This window comes from Pseudomonas spelaei (assembly GCF_009724245.1).
GTDB lineage: Bacteria > Pseudomonadota > Gammaproteobacteria > Pseudomonadales > Pseudomonadaceae > Aquipseudomonas > Aquipseudomonas spelaei.
Genome location: NZ_WNNK01000003.1, coordinates 354,208 through 369,056, shown reverse-complemented (window position 1 = coordinate 369,056; position 14,849 = coordinate 354,208). Strand labels below are relative to the sequence as shown.

Annotated in this window: 14 protein-coding genes; 3 read left to right on the top strand and 11 right to left on the bottom strand. The window is 62.8% G+C overall.

Going from position 1 to position 14,849, the window contains the following annotated elements; all coding sequences use genetic code 11:
* From GNF76_RS05820 to gspG, 9 genes are all read right to left on the bottom strand, one after another.
* Complete coding sequence (locus tag GNF76_RS05820) at nucleotides 1-1,167, bottom strand: substrate-binding domain-containing protein (protein WP_155582221.1); 1,167 nt, start codon at nucleotides 1,165-1,167, stop codon at nucleotides 1-3.
* Between the two features lie 284 nt (nucleotides 1,168-1,451).
* A complete protein-coding gene (locus tag GNF76_RS05815; protein ID WP_155582220.1) occupies nucleotides 1,452-2,627 on the bottom strand; it encodes a substrate-binding domain-containing protein in 1,176 nt (391 codons plus the stop codon).
* Nucleotides 2,628-3,021: 394 nt separating this feature from the next.
* Nucleotides 3,022-4,233 (bottom strand): type II secretion system inner membrane protein GspF, encoded by a 1,212-nt coding sequence (gene gspF, locus GNF76_RS05810; RefSeq protein ID WP_155582219.1) that lies wholly within the window; start codon nucleotides 4,231-4,233, stop codon nucleotides 3,022-3,024.
* Nucleotides 4,233-5,651, bottom strand: coding sequence for a type II secretion system ATPase GspE (gspE, locus tag GNF76_RS05805; RefSeq protein WP_155582218.1), 1,419 nt, complete (start codon nucleotides 5,649-5,651; stop codon nucleotides 4,233-4,235). Before gspE ends, gspF begins: the two co-directional genes overlap by 1 nt.
* Nucleotides 5,652-6,093: 442 nt before the next feature.
* Nucleotides 6,094-8,448, bottom strand: a complete 2,355-nt coding sequence (gene gspD, locus GNF76_RS05800) for a type II secretion system secretin GspD (RefSeq protein WP_155582217.1) — start codon at nucleotides 8,446-8,448, stop codon at nucleotides 6,094-6,096.
* A complete protein-coding gene (gene gspM, locus GNF76_RS05795) occupies nucleotides 8,445-9,002 on the bottom strand; it encodes a type II secretion system protein GspM (RefSeq protein WP_155582216.1) in 558 nt (185 codons plus the stop codon). The genes gspD and gspM overlap by 4 nt, the downstream gene beginning before the upstream one ends.
* Nucleotides 8,995-10,146, bottom strand: coding sequence for a type II secretion system protein GspL (gene gspL / locus GNF76_RS05790; protein WP_155582215.1), 1,152 nt, complete (start codon nucleotides 10,144-10,146; stop codon nucleotides 8,995-8,997). The genes gspM and gspL overlap by 8 nt, the downstream gene beginning before the upstream one ends.
* A complete protein-coding gene (gspK, locus tag GNF76_RS05785) occupies nucleotides 10,143-11,102 on the bottom strand; it encodes a type II secretion system minor pseudopilin GspK (protein WP_246211868.1) in 960 nt (319 codons plus the stop codon). Before gspK ends, gspL begins: the two co-directional genes overlap by 4 nt.
* Complete coding sequence (gene gspG / locus GNF76_RS05780) at nucleotides 11,102-11,551, bottom strand: type II secretion system major pseudopilin GspG (RefSeq protein ID WP_155582214.1); 450 nt, start codon at nucleotides 11,549-11,551, stop codon at nucleotides 11,102-11,104. Before gspG ends, gspK begins: the two co-directional genes overlap by 1 nt.
* A gap of 148 nt (nucleotides 11,552-11,699) precedes the next feature.
* On the opposite strand from gspG, the gene gspI reads away from it, so the two are divergent.
* Entirely contained in the window at nucleotides 11,700-12,089 is a 390-nt protein-coding gene (gspI, locus tag GNF76_RS05775; RefSeq protein WP_155582213.1) for a type II secretion system minor pseudopilin GspI, read from the top strand.
* A 6-nt stretch (nucleotides 12,090-12,095) separates the two neighbouring features.
* Here gspI and GNF76_RS05770 read toward each other — a convergent pair whose 3' ends face one another.
* The gene (locus GNF76_RS05770) at nucleotides 12,096-12,527 is read right to left on the bottom strand and encodes a type II secretion system protein N (protein WP_155582212.1); all 432 of its coding nucleotides are present in this window, start codon (nucleotides 12,525-12,527) and stop codon (nucleotides 12,096-12,098) included.
* 115 nt (nucleotides 12,528-12,642) lie between these two features.
* Between GNF76_RS05770 and gspH the strand changes: the two genes are divergently transcribed.
* Both gspH and GNF76_RS05760 read left to right on the top strand, forming a co-directional pair.
* A complete protein-coding gene (gene gspH, locus GNF76_RS05765; RefSeq protein ID WP_155582211.1) occupies nucleotides 12,643-13,104 on the top strand; it encodes a type II secretion system minor pseudopilin GspH in 462 nt (153 codons plus the stop codon).
* Complete coding sequence (locus GNF76_RS05760; protein WP_155582210.1) at nucleotides 13,101-13,712, top strand: type II secretion system protein GspJ; 612 nt, start codon at nucleotides 13,101-13,103, stop codon at nucleotides 13,710-13,712. Before gspH ends, GNF76_RS05760 begins: the two co-directional genes overlap by 4 nt.
* A gap of 209 nt (nucleotides 13,713-13,921) precedes the next feature.
* Here the strand turns inward: GNF76_RS05760 and GNF76_RS05755 are convergent, their stop codons facing one another.
* Nucleotides 13,922-14,845: a FecR family protein gene (locus GNF76_RS05755; RefSeq protein ID WP_155582209.1), complete on the bottom strand. Its 924-nt coding sequence runs from the start codon at nucleotides 14,843-14,845 to the stop codon at nucleotides 13,922-13,924.
* Between the last annotated feature and the right edge of the window lie 4 nt (nucleotides 14,846-14,849).

Genomic DNA, 14,849 nt, shown 5'->3' with positions numbered 1-14,849 from the left:
TTACAGAGGGCGACCCAGCCCGGTGCAGACGTTCGGGTTACCGATGCTCAAGCCACTGGCGGCGGTGATGAACGTTTCACGCACCGCGTTTTTCCAGTACACCGGCAGCGGCACCAGCCGATTGTTGTTGATCGCCACGTTATTGCTGACCAGCGCACCGTAATGACGGGCGAAGAAGGCGCGCACCTGCGCCGTCTCGGTCGCGTCGGCGTAGCACTGGCTGAAGATCAGGTTAGTGAAACCGAGGATTGGGTAGCCGCTGCTTGGGTAAGGCACAACGCTTGGGTCTAACGGATTGGACGTGGCTGCGAACACCGGCACCCAGGCATTCGGGTTCAAGCGGTCAGAGACCGCAGGCGGCGCAACCGTTGCAATCGCGGCGGCGATGTTGGCAGGCGCAGGCGATACACCCGCGACCCGGGCCACTTTGGTGGCGTCATCCAGGCCCGCCAAGGTAGACGCGGCATAGGCCGGGCTCATGAACGTGATACGGCCATCGGCGGCATTCATGGCATCCATCACGCCTTGGCTGGTGATGGCACCCACAGCCCCCACCGGCAAGCCGCCGGAGTAGCTGGCAGCGAAGTTCGTCGTGACAGAAAAGCGTCCGGTTTCATTGCACTTGGCGTTCAATACACGCGTAAACAGCTCGGTGGTACCACTGCTCTGCGCCGGGTAAACCACCGTCAGGTTACCGGTGCGGCCCGATGAGGGGATCTGATCCCATTGGGTCAAACGCCCGGAGAACACCCCACACAACGCGTTGATGCTCAAGTCGACCGCTGCAGCGCCGGCCTTATTGAAGGGAATGGCGATCGAGGTGGCTGCCGCCGGGACCTGAATCAATGGCCCCCAGGCCTCGCCATGATTAGCCCGATAGGTACTCAGTTCAGCCGCCGTCAACTTGGAATCACTGGCGGCCCAATGCACATTTTTGTTGATGACGCCCGGCACAAACTGGCTGTAATCGTTGTTCAGGAACGCCAATTTGCCTTTGCCGCTGCCCACACCGATGTAAGGGGCAAAACCGGCAGTCAATACACCGGCAGTCTGATACAGCGGTTGCGGCAGGGTCGACCCGCCACCGTTGATGTCGGCCATTGCCGCCTGGGCCGCACACAGGGCGGCGAGGCTTATGGAAACCGCGAGAACGTTGCACTTGAACATGAGCAAACTCCTTTCGTGGTGTTATCTACACAGTTGCGCAGGGGCCTGACTTTCTGTAGCCGCTGCCGAGGCACGAGGCTGCGATGCGGGCCGCAGGACTGCCCTCGAGGGGGCGCTTCGCTACCCATCGCAGCCTCGTGCCTCGGCAGCGGCTACAGGTTTTTCAGGGAACTCAAGAAATGTGTAGATACCTATGCACATCAGAGGGCACCCCCCTGGCAAAAAAAATCAGCAACGGCACAGGCCGTTGCTGATCGGGTGTTACCTAGCGTCGAAAGCCCGAATTACAGCGGACGGCCGATGGCGTTGCAGACGCTGGTGTTGCCGATGCTCTGACCGCTGGAAGCGGTGAGGAAGGTGTCACGTACCGCTTTTTTCCAGTTGGTTGGCAGTGGTACGAAGCGGTTGTTGTTGATGGCCGTATCGTTGTTGACCAAGTTGCCGTAGTGACGCGTGAAGAAAGCACGTACTTGAGTGCTCTGGGTGGCGTCGGCGTAGCACTGGCTGAACACCAGGTTGGTGAAGCCGAGGATTGGGTAGCCACTGTCTGGGTAGACCACTACGCTTGGATCATCGGGGTTGGCAGCTGCGGCGAACACAGGGACCCAAGCATTCGGGTTGGAGCGGTTGGCAGCGGCAGGCACGTCAACGGCGGCGATTGCTGCCGACACGTTAGCAGGTGCTGGTGAAACACCGGCAACCTTGGCGACCTTGGTCGCGTCATCCAGACCGGCCAGAGTAGACGCCGCGTAGTCCGGGCTCATGTAAGTAATGCGGCCCTCGCCAGCGTTCAGCGCGTTCATCACACCCTGGCTGGTGGTAGCGGCTACAGCGTTCGCAGGCAAGCCACCTGGGTAGCTGGACGCGAAGTTGGTGGTGACAGCAAATTTACCAGCCGCTTCGTTGGTGCACTTGGCGTTCAGGAAACGGGTGAACAACTCCGTGGTGCCACTGGCCTCATCACGGTAAACCACGGTGATAGCACCGGTGCGGCCCGAGTTAGAGATCTGATTCCATGTGGTCAAACGACCAGAGAACACGCCACACAATTGATCAACACTGAGGTCGACACCTGGATCAGGTGCAACAGCAGCCTTGTTGAACGGAATGGCAACTGAAGTGGCCACCGAAGGTACCTGGATCAGTGGGCCCCAGGCTGCACCGTGATTACTGGCGTAGCTAGCCAGTTCATTAGCGTTCAGCTTGGAGTCGCTACCTGCCCAGTGTACGTTCTTGGTGCCGGTCCCGAACTGGCTGTAGTCGTTGTTCAGGAAAGCCAGTTTGCCTTTACCGCTGCCCACACCGATGTACTGGGCAAAACCGGCAGTCAACACACCGGCAGTCTGGTACAGCGGTTGTGGCAGGGTTGCGCCGCCACCGTTGATGTCAGCCATGGCAGCCTGGGCGGTGCACAGGGCAGCGAGGGTCATGGATACCGCGAGAACATTGCGCTTAAACATGAAGATGCTCCTTTCGTCGTGTTCGTACGTTGAGTAGATGGCTCTTGCATGACGCTATGGCGCTCCGGTCCCAAGCCTGGATCAGGGGTGACTTGAAGGTGAGGCCATGGCGAAGAAGTTCGCAGTTTCCGATGACAGCTAAAGGAAAAAACCTCGGGAGAAAACCATTGATTTTTAAAAAGATTCTCGGGTGTTTCGGCAACAAAAGCGGACGGTTTCGGCTCAGGTGACAGTGAGGTTTCACGGCGATTCGAGAAGGCTGCGCTGGAACGCGCACGGGCAGTACCTGCGGGGTCGGCAGATGACAGAACGGGGAACCCGAGCTTGCCGGTAATGGCGGTCGGGTGCCCGGCTCTGTACCTCGGCAGCGGCTACAGGATTGGCAGGGCTGGTCTTAGGTGACCAACTGATTGATCTCGATGATCGGCAACAACACCGCCATGACGATCACCAGCACCACCGCGCCCATCACCACGATCATCAAGGGCTCGAGCAACGCCGTCATGCCCATCGCCCGCCGCTCGATGTCCCGGGACAGGGTTTGCGCGGCACGCTCAAGCATCGGCGGCAGGGAGCCGGTCTTTTCGCCGCTGGCGATCAGGTGGATAAGCACCGGCGGGAACACTTTCTCCACCGCCAGGGCCGGTGCCAGGTTGACGCCTTCGCGAACCTTGGCCGTGGCGTCGCTGACGCACTGGCTCAGGCGGTCGTTGGACAAGGTCTGGCGTGCCGCTTCCAGCGCCCGCAGCAGCGGTACCCCGGCGCCACCGAGAATCGCCAGCGTGGAGGCAAACCGTGCGGTGTTGAGGCCCAGTACAAAACGCCCAATCAGCGGCAACCGCAGGACGCGACTGTGCCAGTTCAAGCGCGCCACCGGGTTGCGCAAGTACAGGCGCCAACTCCAGAAGCCGCCCACCAGCACGGCAAAACACAACCAGCCCCAGGCGCGGATAAAATCGCTGGCATTGAGCATCGCCAGAGTCAGCCCGGGCAGGTCCTGGCGCGCCTGGGAAAAGGCGCTGACCACCTGCGGCACCACGTAGCTCAGCAGGAAAATCACGATGCCGATGGACACCAGCCCGACCACCCCCGGATAGATGAACGCGGTGAGGATCTTGCCCCGCAAATTGTTGCGCTCCTCGATATAGTCCGCCAGGCGCTCCATGACCTGGGCCAGGTCGCCGGACTCTTCCCCCGCCGCGATCAGCGCGCGGTAGATCGACGGAAAATCCCGAGGCCGCGCTGCCAAGGCGTCGGCCAGGCGCATGCCGCTGCGTACATCGGCGCGCACGCCACTGAGGATCTGGGCGATGTGCTTGCGCTCGGCCTGTTCCACCGTGGCACTGAGGGCCGCCTCCAACGGCAGGCTGGCCCCCAGCAGACTGGCCAGTTGGCGAGTGGCCCACGCCAGGTCATTGTCCGATAGCTTGGCACTGAACAATCCACCCGCATGGGCCGTGGGGTGGTTGTCCTCAACCTGTACCAGCAAGGCGGTCAAGCCCCGGCTGCGCAGGTTGGCAAATGCGCCGCTCTGGCTGTCGGCTTCCAGGTGGCCGGATTCAAGTTTGCCGGTGGCATCGGCGGCTTCATAGCGGTAGCGATTCATCAGGCGTCCCGTGTCACACGCAGGATTTCTTCAGGTGCGGTGGCGCCGCTGCGCACCCAGCGCTCGCCGTCCTCACGCATGCTCAACATCCCCGCCCGTCGCGCGGCGGCCCGCAGGTCCTGCTCACCGGCGCCTTGGTGGATCAGGCCACGCAGGTCATCGTCAATACAGAACAACTCGTGGATGCCTGTTCGACCGCTGTAGCCGATCTGGTTGCAGTGAGCACAACCCACCGGACGCCAGGTGCCGGGGTTTGCTGGGTCCTCTTCCTTACAGTGCGGGCACAGGCGGCGCACCAGGCGCTGGGCCAATACGCCGAGCAGGGATGAGGCCAACAGAAAGGGTTCGACACCCATGTCGATCAACCGGTTGACCGCCGACACCGCGTCATTGGTGTGCAGGGTGGCGAGCACCAAGTGCCCGGTCAGCGAGGCCTGCACGGCGATTTGTGCGGTTTCCAGATCACGAATTTCACCGATCATGATGATGTCCGGGTCCTGACGCAAAATCGCCCGCAAGGCCAGGGCGAACGTCATGTCGATCTTGGCGTTGACCTGAATCTGGCTGATACCCGGCAAGTCGTATTCCACCGGGTCTTCTACAGTGAGGATATTGCTGGTGCTGGCATCCAGCCGCGCGAGGGCGGCGTACAAACTGGTGGTCTTGCCGCTGCCCGTAGGCCCGGTCACCAGCACGATGCCGTGGGGTTGGCGGATCAGCGTATCGAGCCTGGCCAACAGTTGCGCTTCCATGCCCAGGGTTTCCAGTTGCAGGCGCCCGGCCTGCTTGTCCAGCAGCCGCATCACCACCCGTTCGCCATGGCCGGTGGGTACCGTCGACACCCGAATATCAATGGGCCGCCCCGCGACCCTCAGGGCGATGCGACCGTCCTGGGGCAGACGTTTCTCGGCGATGTCGAGCTGGGCCATGATCTTGATCCGCGACACCAACGCGCCATGCAACGCCTTGCGGGGCGACACCACATCACGCAGGGTGCCGTCGACGCGGTAGCGCACCACTGAGTGACTTTCATAGGGCTCGATGTGGATGTCACTGGCTTCGTCGCGGGCGGCCTGGGTGAGCAAGGCGTTGATCATGCGAATCACCGGCGCGCCGTCCTGGGTGTCCAGCAAGTCGGTGATTTCCGGCATGTCTTGCATCAAGCGGTCGAGGTCGACTTCGTTCTCAGCGGCGCCCACCACGGCGGCGGCGCTGCCGGTGTCGGCGTAGGCGCTGGCCAGCAGGCCGTCGAGTTCGTCATCGCGCACGTGCTCCAGAGAAGTTGGACCGAACTGGCGCTGGACTTCGTTGATGGACCAGCCAGGGGTCGAGGGGCAAATGGTCAGCAACGGGCCCTCCTCACCCGGGCGCAGGAGGATGCGCTGGGACTTGGCCCAGACGTAAGGGAGCAAGCTCATGAAATAACTCCCTGGCGGAGCGCGTTCATCTCGCTTTTGCTTGGCTTTGGCTTTGGCTTTGGCTTTGGCTTTGGTTTTTGATCTTGCTCCTGATCTACCGGCCCCATTAACCAGAGGCCGAACGCAGGCGTTGTGCAGTGGGTAAACCGGCAGGGATGCCGGTTTAGCCGCGCTGGGCCAAGGATGGCCCATCGCGGCGACCCACGGAGCAATGCCGGAGTGAGGGTACCCGGAGCCCCAGCGAGGGGCCGATAGGTGGGGCAAGACTTTTTGGTTACTTTTGGGGCGTTTGCCAAAAGTGACCCGCCGTAAGGGCGGAACCATAGGCCGCCGTTACCGCAAGAATGGATATGTGCGCCGCCTAAAAATAAAGGTCGGCTGTCAGGCCGCCATCGCAGCCTCGCCAAGGCTCGACAGCTCCCACAGAAGTACTCAGTCATCATCACTGGCGCGCACTCCCCTCAATCGGCACCGCCCTGATCACCGCCCGCGTCGCCCCCGGGATCGCCTTCTCCACCGAAGGCAACTGCGGCGCCTGCACATCCGGCATCGCCCAACTGCGCTCCGGCTGCAATTGCCCTTGGGCCCGGCGCATAAACTCATAGCGGTTCAACGTCACGCTGCGCCCCGCTGCCGCATCGCGAATGATGTAAGGCCGCAAAAACACCATCAGGTTGGTCTTGGTCACACTGCGGCTTTCATTCCGGAACAACGCACCCAATCCGGGGATATCCGACAACCACGGCACCGCGTCATTGCTCTGGCTATAGCCATCCTGCAACAACCCCCCCAGCACCATGATCTGCCCGTCATCCAGCAGGATACTGGTGTCGATCGCGCGCTTTTTAGTGACCGTCCCGGCCTCCACCGAGGCCCGCGGATCGACACTGCTGACCTCCTGGTAGATATCCAGCTTGACCGTACCGCCCTCGGAAATCTGCGGCCGCACATTGAGCTTGAGCCCCACCTCCTCGCGCTGCACCGTCTGGAACGGGTTATTGCTGGTGCCGCCGCCGCCGGTCACATAGCTGCCGGTGACAAACGGAATGGTCTGCCCGACAAAAATACTCGCCGCTTCGTTATCCAGGGTCAGCAAGTTCGGCGTCGACAACACATTGGTGCCGCCCTTGCTCTTCAGCGCCCGGGCCAGGACCTTGAGGTCGAGTACCTTGCCGATCCCCGGAATGTCGACGCTACCGTTGACCAGCCCAATGTTCAGGCCCTTGGGCAGCACGTCGATGCTGGTCTTGCTGTTGGGCGAGCCATTAAGGCCACTGCCACCGAGGTTGACCCCGCCAAAGCCACCCTTACCGCCCAGATTACCGGCCTGCCACTGCACGCCGAATTCGCTGGCATCGTCCTCGCCCACTTCCACAATCAGGCTTTCGATCACCACCTGGGCCCGGCGCTGGTCGAGCATGTCGATGACTTCCCGCAGGTTGCGGTACAGCGGATCAGGCGCCGAGATCAGCAAGGTGTTGGTGGTGGCATCCGCCTGGATCGTCACGCCACCGGCGCTGAACGCGGTGTTCTGGTCGCTTGCCGAAGGGCTTGCACCCTGGCTGCTGGAAGCGCTCGCGCCTTGGCCATAGCCGCTTGAACCTGAGGAACTGCCACTGCCGGTGGGCGTGCCGCTGCTGTTTTGCGCAGCGCCCTGGCCGCCCTGCGTGGTAGCGCCCATGCTGCTCAGTTTCGAGCGCCCGTTGTCGCCGGTGCCACTCTCGCTTTCACCGGTCAACAAGCCGCGCAGGGACTGAGCCAACTTGCCGGCCTGGGCGTTGCGCAGGTACACCACGTGCATATTGCTCGGGTTGCTCTGGGCATTGTCCAGTTTGTAGATCAGGTTACGCGCCAACTCCGTGCGCTCCGGGCTGCCGGCACGAATGATGATCGAATTGGAGCGCGGGTCGCCGATCACATTGATTTTCTGGGTCTGGTCGGCGCCCTGGTTTTCCAACAGTTCAGAGACCATCGCCGCGATGTCCACGGCAATGCCGTTCTGCACCGCCACCACATCGGTGTCGATGGCGCTCGGGGTGTCGATGCCGGCGATGATTTGCGCCACCCGTGTCAGGTTCTCGGCGTAATCGGTAATGACGATGCTGTTGTTGCCGGGGTACGCGTTGATCGGGTTGTTCGGCGAAACAATCGGGCGCAGTACCGGGATCAGGTTGACTGCGTTTTCGTATTGCAGGCGAAAGGTGCGGGTCTGCATGCCATTGCCACCCGGGCTGCCAGGCGCGTAGATCGGCCCTCCCAACAGTTTGGCATCGGCCTCCGGCACCACCTGGGAGACCCCGCCGACGTCCACCACGCTGAAGCCCTGCATGCGCAGCGCCGCCAGCAACATGTCGTAGGCCTGGTGCGCCGGTACCTGGCCTTCGCTGACCAGGGTCAAGTTACCCTTGACCCGCGGGTCCACCAGAAATTGCTGACCCGTGGCACGGGACAAAGCCCGGACCACCGCCTGGATATCGGCGTCGACAAAGTTCAATTGCACCGGCTGATCACCCAAGGGGTTGGGCACCGCCCTGCTGGGGGCGACGGCATGGCCACGGGCGTTGTTGGTCACCGGATGCAGCACCCGAGGCCGTTGTTCCAGTGGGCTGACCGTCGGTTTATGGTCGAGCGTTGTGTCACCGCTACGTCGGGTATCGGCCAAAGGCTGGCCGAGTTCACTGTCCACCAGCAAGGGCTTGGGGGTCGGTGATTGGCCGGTGCTGCACGCACCCAATGCCAGCAGCAACAGGGGCGCGACCGTGCGGCAGCGCGCAGCGTTGGAAACAGACCACTTCATGAAGCTTCCTTAGCGCCAGGCGCCTGATCCATGCGAACGGTGCCGGACAATGTGCCGGCCGAGTCTTCAGCGGTGGCCGTGCCTGCTCGTTGCAAACGGGCCTCGGACACGTCCAGGGAAAATGCGCGGGTATTGTCCAGCAGCCAGCCCACAACAGCCTCAGCCGGGGCCTCTTGAAAGGTCAGGCGCCAACTGCCTGGGGCAGCGTCTTCGGCGACCTGTAATTGATAGCGTCCCTTGAGCCCGGCGTCGTCGAGGGCCTGGCGCAGGGCGGCCTCCAGGTCTTGCCCGGCGAGGATGCGCGGGTTTGGGGTGGCGGTCTGTAACAGCGCCTGCAAGGTCTCGGCCTGGGTCCGCAGTTTCGGGGTTTCAGTTTGCCAGTAATCAAGCTTCTTCAGCGGTGGCTGGATCAGCAGCAGCCACGACAGCAGGCTGACCAGCACCAGGGCTGCGCCAGTGAGCAAGCGTTTTTCCCGCAAGGCCAGACCCTTCCAGAACACCTGGCCCTGGCTGCGCAGATGTTGCCAGCGAGCGCGATACGCGGCGTTATTCATCGTCATCCTCGTCGTCTGCAGCAGACTCATCGGCGTCGAGCTGTTCGTTGGCCGGCATCAGGGTCCAGCCCTGGTCGTCGCGCGTGGCGCTGAAACCGGCCTCGGCCAACGTCGCTTGCCAGTCACCCTCCACGGCAGGGCTACGACTGTCAGCCAGCAGGCTCAGATGCAGCCGGCCTTGCTCGAAGACCAGGATTTCGACGCTGCCCACCATGAACGGCATGTTGCTGCCCGCCAGTTGCAGCAGGCTGGTGAAACGCTGACCGGGATCGCCGGCCGCGCCATTCTGACGCGCGGCCAGTTGTTGGCGGGCCTGCTGCAAGGGGTTGAGAATGATCGACAGTTCGGGGAAGGCCTGTTTGACCTGCTGACTCATTTGCGCCTTGAGTCGCTGCCCCTCATCGACCTGGCGCGCGGCATACAGGTTCAGCCCCAGGGTCCAGACCGCCAGCGCCAACGCACTGAAGGCCAGTGCCCTGCCCCAGCCGGCAGCACCGGCATCCGCTGCCTTGAGCCGGCCATGCAGGCCCCAGGTCGGCGGCGTTCCACTCAACTGCGTTGCGCCTTCTGCTACCTGGTGCAGGTCAGCACCGCTGCGCTGCAACTCGTCCAGCGCCTGTGGCCCCAATGGGTGCACTGCGCCCTGTTGCAGACTGTGGCGCAGCAACAACTGCTCATCGACCAGCGCGACGCTCAATTGACCGGCAGTAGGTACCGGCAAGGCATACGGCGCCGGGTACAGGCCGTGCACGTTCAACTGTGCCTGGGTCAAGACCCGATGCAACTGCTCAAGGCCCGCCAGGGGCAGCCAGCCCACCTGCACCAGGCCGCTAGTCTCCCGAGGACCGTGGGCGACGTGCATCTGTTCGATCGGTCCCAGAATCAACGCCTGGGCCGCACAGGCAACCGCCGCCGCCACTTTCGCGGCCGGTAACTGCGGTAATTCCAGGCTGGCCAGTTGGCTGTCCCGTGGGTGCAGAAAACACTCGGCCGCCACCGCCTTCTTCTGCGCCTGCCCCAGCTGCGCCAGGCTGCTGCGGCCCTCATCTGTGACGCGTCCGGCGCGGTCCAGCCGGACGAATTGCACCTGGCTTTCGACGTCTAACTGATCCAGCGGCGGCAAGGCAATACGCAGGCGACTCATGCGCCCACCCGTGACCAGATCACCTGGGGTTGCCGGTCTTCGGAGCGATACAGCAGCGCGTCAATCGTCACCCGACGCTGCTCATGCCGAGCCTGACCCTGGAGGCGAAACCATTCACTGGTAATCCCCACCTGAACCTCGTCCATCGGCACCTGCGGCAGGCGCAAGCGGTTGACGAAGTCCCCGCGATTGATGAACCAGCGCCCGCCGTCACGTTCGGCCACCAACGCTCGCGCCCGGGACACATCGAGCCCCGGTACCACGGCACTGAGCACTTCGGCACTGGCGGTATTGCCGTTGACCCAGGTATTGCCGGGCAGCACGCTGATATACGACGCCATCCGTTGCAGCAGGCGCGGGCCCAGGCCGTCGATATCGGCCAGGTCGTCCAGGCTGCGCAACATCGGCCGTTTGGCTGGCAGCACGTCGCCATCCGCCCCGGGAGACGTCTCTCGACCGCTATTGAAGCCAGCGCCGCTGGAACCCGGTTTGCTCAAGCGTTGATCATAGGAACTGATCACCCGCTGGCTGATGCGCTGACTGAGGCCGGGATCGACCCCGATCAACTGGCACAAGCGCTCGAAGCTTCGCAGTTGGGCCATATCCGCCTGTTGATGGGTGACCAGGTTGCTCAGGTTGAACTTGCCTTGCTCATCGACCAGGTGCCCCTCGAAGGCCGCCCCCATATTCGCCGCCAAGGGTCCGACAATGGGTCTGGCCCAAGGCTGGTCAAGCCGGGTCAAGACATCCCGTCGACGCGCGTCCCAGAGCATCTGGCGACTGATCTCCAGCCCGCCCTGCAACACCCAGCGGCCCTGGATACGCAGTTGCTCGGCTTCCAGGCTACGGGTGAAGACGGTTTGCCGGGTGAGCATGGCACCCGCAATGACCGCAACCACGGCGGCGATCAGCAAGGCGCTGATAATCGCCATGCCGCGCTGCGAACGGACGTTCATCAAAGCTGCCAGGAACCGATATCGGCATTCACGCCCTCACCTTCCGGTTGGCCGTCAGCACCCAGGGAGAACACATCGATCTCACCATTGGCGCCCGGGTTGAGGTAATGGTAAGGCCGACCCCAAGGGTCGTTGGGCAAGCGTTCAAGGTAGGCGCGCCAGTTGCTGTCTTTCGCATTCGCCGGACGCTCCACCAACACCTTCAGGCCCTGGTTCATGGTCGGATAACTGCCATGGTCGAGACGGTAAAGCTTCAACGCCTGCATCAGCCCGCCAATGTCTTGCTTGGCCGCCGTAGCACGTGCCTGGTCCGGCCGATCGAGCACCTTGGGTACCACCATCGCGGCCAGGATCCCGAGAATGACCACCACCACCATGATCTCGATCAAGGTGAAGCCACGCTGGCCGCGAGGGCCTGGCAATGGGGGCGTGAAGTGCGCGATATCCATCTCGACATTCCTTGGCTTGAGTGCTTTTCGCCGCGCAGTGTTGCAAGAACACATGTCAGTCGTATTGAAAATCCTCGGGAGCTTTAGTCACCAATCGGTAAAGTTCCGGCGCTAGTCTGCGGGGCTGTTTCCCGGCCAGGAGCACGTCATGGGCGGCCCTCGCAACGAGCAAGGCTTTACCCTGATTGAAGTGTTGGTGGCACTGGCGATTATCGCCGTGGCGATGGCCGCAGCCGTGCGCGTGGCAGGCTTGATGACCCAGAGCAATGGGCTGTTGCGGGACAAGTCGATGGCCTTGCTGGCGGCCCAGAGCCGTCTGGCGGAGTTACGCCTTGAGGGCCGTTTAAGCCCTGGCAAGAAAGTCTTCGAGTGTGATCAAGGCCGACTCAAGCTGCGCTGCGAACAGGTGATCACTGCCAGCACTGATGGCCGGCTGTTCAGGGTCAATGTGCAGGTGTTGGACAGCACCCGCGAAGCACCGCCTCTGGCGCGCCTGGAAACCTTATTGGCGCGCCCGCCCCTGAAAGCAGCGCTGTGAGTGAGGTTATTGCCGGGTGAGCGTTGGCAAGGCTGGACCGTCTGGCAGCTTGGCGAGATTCACCCGGACCTTTTCGCTGCCGCGCTCGATCACCACCCCATCCCCTTCAATGGCCGCCAGGCGTACCCCTGGGCTGAGCCGTTCGCCCGACAGAAAGCTACGGGGCGGGCCGTCGTTGAGGCTGAGGATCGCCACCGCGCCACGGGCACCCGCCAGGACGCCGGTGACCTTGACGTCCAGCGGCGCCGGCACGTTGGAAAACCATTGCCGCGCCGGGTTGTCGCTGCGAGCCGCCAGCGCCTGGGGCGCGATCGTCGGGGTGTGGGACTCGGCGGACGTCAGCAGCAACGACGTCCAGGTCACCACCCCGGCCAGCGTCGCCAGCAAAGCCAACACCTGGACGGCCTGGGCGGGTGAAAAACGATGGGCGAATGCCATGGGCGGGACCTCCTGTTTGTCCGTCCCGACAGCCTACAGGTCAATTCGCACGTTTTTATTTCACAGACTCATCATCTTCATCATGCAGGATGGGATCAACGCCAGGGAGCGCACCATGAACCGAGTCAAACAGCAGGGCTTCACCTTGATCGAGCTGATGGTGGTGCTGGTGATCATCGGCATCGCCAGCGCGGCCATCAGCCTGAGCATCAAGCCGGACCCGCTGCGCCTGCTGCGCAAGGACGCCGAACGCTTGAGCCAACTGTTGCAAGTGGCCCAGGCCGAAGCCCGCGCCGATGGCCGGGCAATCACCTGGCAGGCGGACGCCAAGGGCTTTCGTTTCAGCCGGCCGACGGACGACGGCCTGGGCGTGGAGTCCTTCAACCGCGACGAGCAACTGCGTCCACGCCCGTGGGACAGCACGCCGATGCAAGTGCGCATCGAGCCCCGGCAAATCCTGATACTCAATGCCGAATGGATCAACCCACCGCTGCAAGTGGTGCTATCTGACGGGCAACACAGCCTCAGCCTGCAACGGGACGCGGCCGGCTTGCTGCGGGTGGTGAGCCAGCCATGAAGAACGCACAGAACGGTTTCACGCTGATCGAGGTCATGGTGGCGATCATGCTGATGGCGGTGGTCAGCCTGATCGCCTGGCGCGGCCTGGACAGCGTCACCCGCGCTGACAGCCACTTGCAGGCCAGCACCGAACAGACCGAAGTGCTGTTGCGAGCACTGAATCAGCTGCAACAGGACGTCAGCCTGCGGGCCGGGATTGAGCTGGCGCTACCGGGTAACGCCGAAAATCCCGGCCCTGCGCCGGGCACGCTCCCGGCGTTGACCGTGCGCAGTTCCGACAGCAAGGGCTTTCGCCTGGAGCTGATCCGCAGTGCGGCGAACCCGGGTACCGGCTTGCAACGGGTACGTTGGTGGCTCAAGGGTGACACCTTGTACCGGGCGATTGCGCCGCCACAGGACAGGTACCCACTGCCCGCACCTCGGGATGCGGTGGCGGTGTTGAAACAGGTGAGTGATGTGCAGGTGCGGGTCTGGGATACGGACAAGGGGTGGCGGCAATTGAGTGGGAATCGGCAGGAGAATCCGCTGGGAATGGAGATCAGCCTGGTGCGTGAGACGCCTCAGGGGGTTGAGCGGTATCGGCAGGTGTTGGGGCCTTTGAATTAATGGGGTTGGCTTGAGATCCACCCCTCTCCCCAAAGGGGAGAGGGAACTGATCGGGGGATATTCAAGAAATCCTGCGACCTGAAAGTCCCGTTGTGAATCCATAATCGACTCGGACGTTCATGTCGCAGAGTTTCTCAGCACACTTCGGTCGGTCCCCTCTACCCTTTGGGGAGAGGGTTAGGGTGAGGGGCGAGTCCAAAGCCGATCACTTAACTCAACAACACCACCCCGCCCGGCAACTCTGTGCACTTGGCACCATAGGCATCACGAATCAGCAACGCCACACCCGCCAACTGGTTGAGGTTGAAACGCGCCTGCACCCGTCGCTTGCCCAGCTCGGCATTGAGCAGCACCAGCATTCCCGGGCGATAACGGTTGATCTCGTCAATCACGGTGTTCAGGGTCGCGTTGTTGAATACCAGCACCTGCTCACGCCAGGCGATCACCGCCTGGGTATCCACGGTCACAGGCTCACCCAGCCCGGCGGCGTCGTAGGTCAGTTGGCTGCCACTGCCCAGGCGGACACTGCGCCCGGCGACCTGCACCAACAGTGAACCGTCGATGCAGGTCACGCAGACACTGTGGTCGGTATTGCGCACATTAAAGCGCGCCCGAGCCGCAGTGACCCAGCCGGTGCCCGCCTGGACCCTCAGCGGCTGCACGGCACCGGCCATCACCTCAACCTCGCCTTCCAGCAACTCGATGCCTTCTTCACGACGGCTGATGCGGGTCTGGGTATTGAGCTCCAGGCTGACGCCATCACCCAGCTCGACCCGGCGTTGCTCGCCCACTTCGGTGCGATAGTCCGCCGTGAGCCCGGCAAAACCACCGGGCACTGTGACCCGCACCATCACCAGTGCGGCCGACGCCGCAATCGCACCGCCCAGGAACGCACGCCGCCCGAAATGACGCGGTTGCTGTTGCTCAGTGGCAACAGCCAATTGCTGCCACAACACCTTGGCCTGCTCGAAAGCCTGGGCATGTTCCGGGCTCTGGGCACACCACTGGCGCAAGGCCTTGGCATCGGCGACGGTGGCCTGGCCCGAGGTCAGGAGAACCAGCCAGTCCCGGGCTTCGCCGCGTCGCTGGCTGTCGGGTGTATCGCGAGCGGTGGGGAGGCTAAAAATGTTCAAGCGC

Excerpts from the sequence above, each read along its gene's own strand:
- GNF76_RS05820 (WP_155582221.1), bottom strand. The coding sequence starts at position 1,167 with ATGTTCAAGTGCAACGTTCTCGCGGTTTCCATAAGCCTCGCCGCCCTG.
- GNF76_RS05815 (WP_155582220.1), bottom strand. The coding sequence starts at position 2,627 with ATGTTTAAGCGCAATGTTCTCGCGGTATCCATGACCCTCGCTGCCCTG.
- gspF (WP_155582219.1), bottom strand. The coding sequence starts at position 4,233 with ATGAATCGCTACCGCTATGAAGCCGCCGATGCCACCGGCAAACTTGAA.
- gspE (WP_155582218.1), bottom strand. The coding sequence starts at position 5,651 with ATGAGCTTGCTCCCTTACGTCTGGGCCAAGTCCCAGCGCATCCTCCTG.
- gspD (WP_155582217.1), bottom strand. The coding sequence starts at position 8,448 with ATGAAGTGGTCTGTTTCCAACGCTGCGCGCTGCCGCACGGTCGCGCCC.
- gspM (WP_155582216.1), bottom strand. The coding sequence starts at position 9,002 with ATGAATAACGCCGCGTATCGCGCTCGCTGGCAACATCTGCGCAGCCAG.
- gspL (WP_155582215.1), bottom strand. The coding sequence starts at position 10,146 with ATGAGTCGCCTGCGTATTGCCTTGCCGCCGCTGGATCAGTTAGACGTC.
- gspK (WP_246211868.1), bottom strand. The coding sequence starts at position 11,102 with ATGAACGTCCGTTCGCAGCGCGGCATGGCGATTATCAGCGCCTTGCTG.
- gspG (WP_155582214.1), bottom strand. The coding sequence starts at position 11,551 with ATGGATATCGCGCACTTCACGCCCCCATTGCCAGGCCCTCGCGGCCAG.
- gspI (WP_155582213.1), top strand. The coding sequence starts at position 11,700 with ATGGGCGGCCCTCGCAACGAGCAAGGCTTTACCCTGATTGAAGTGTTG.
- GNF76_RS05770 (WP_155582212.1), bottom strand. The coding sequence starts at position 12,527 with ATGGCATTCGCCCATCGTTTTTCACCCGCCCAGGCCGTCCAGGTGTTG.
- gspH (WP_155582211.1), top strand. The coding sequence starts at position 12,643 with ATGAACCGAGTCAAACAGCAGGGCTTCACCTTGATCGAGCTGATGGTG.
- GNF76_RS05760 (WP_155582210.1), top strand. The coding sequence starts at position 13,101 with ATGAAGAACGCACAGAACGGTTTCACGCTGATCGAGGTCATGGTGGCG.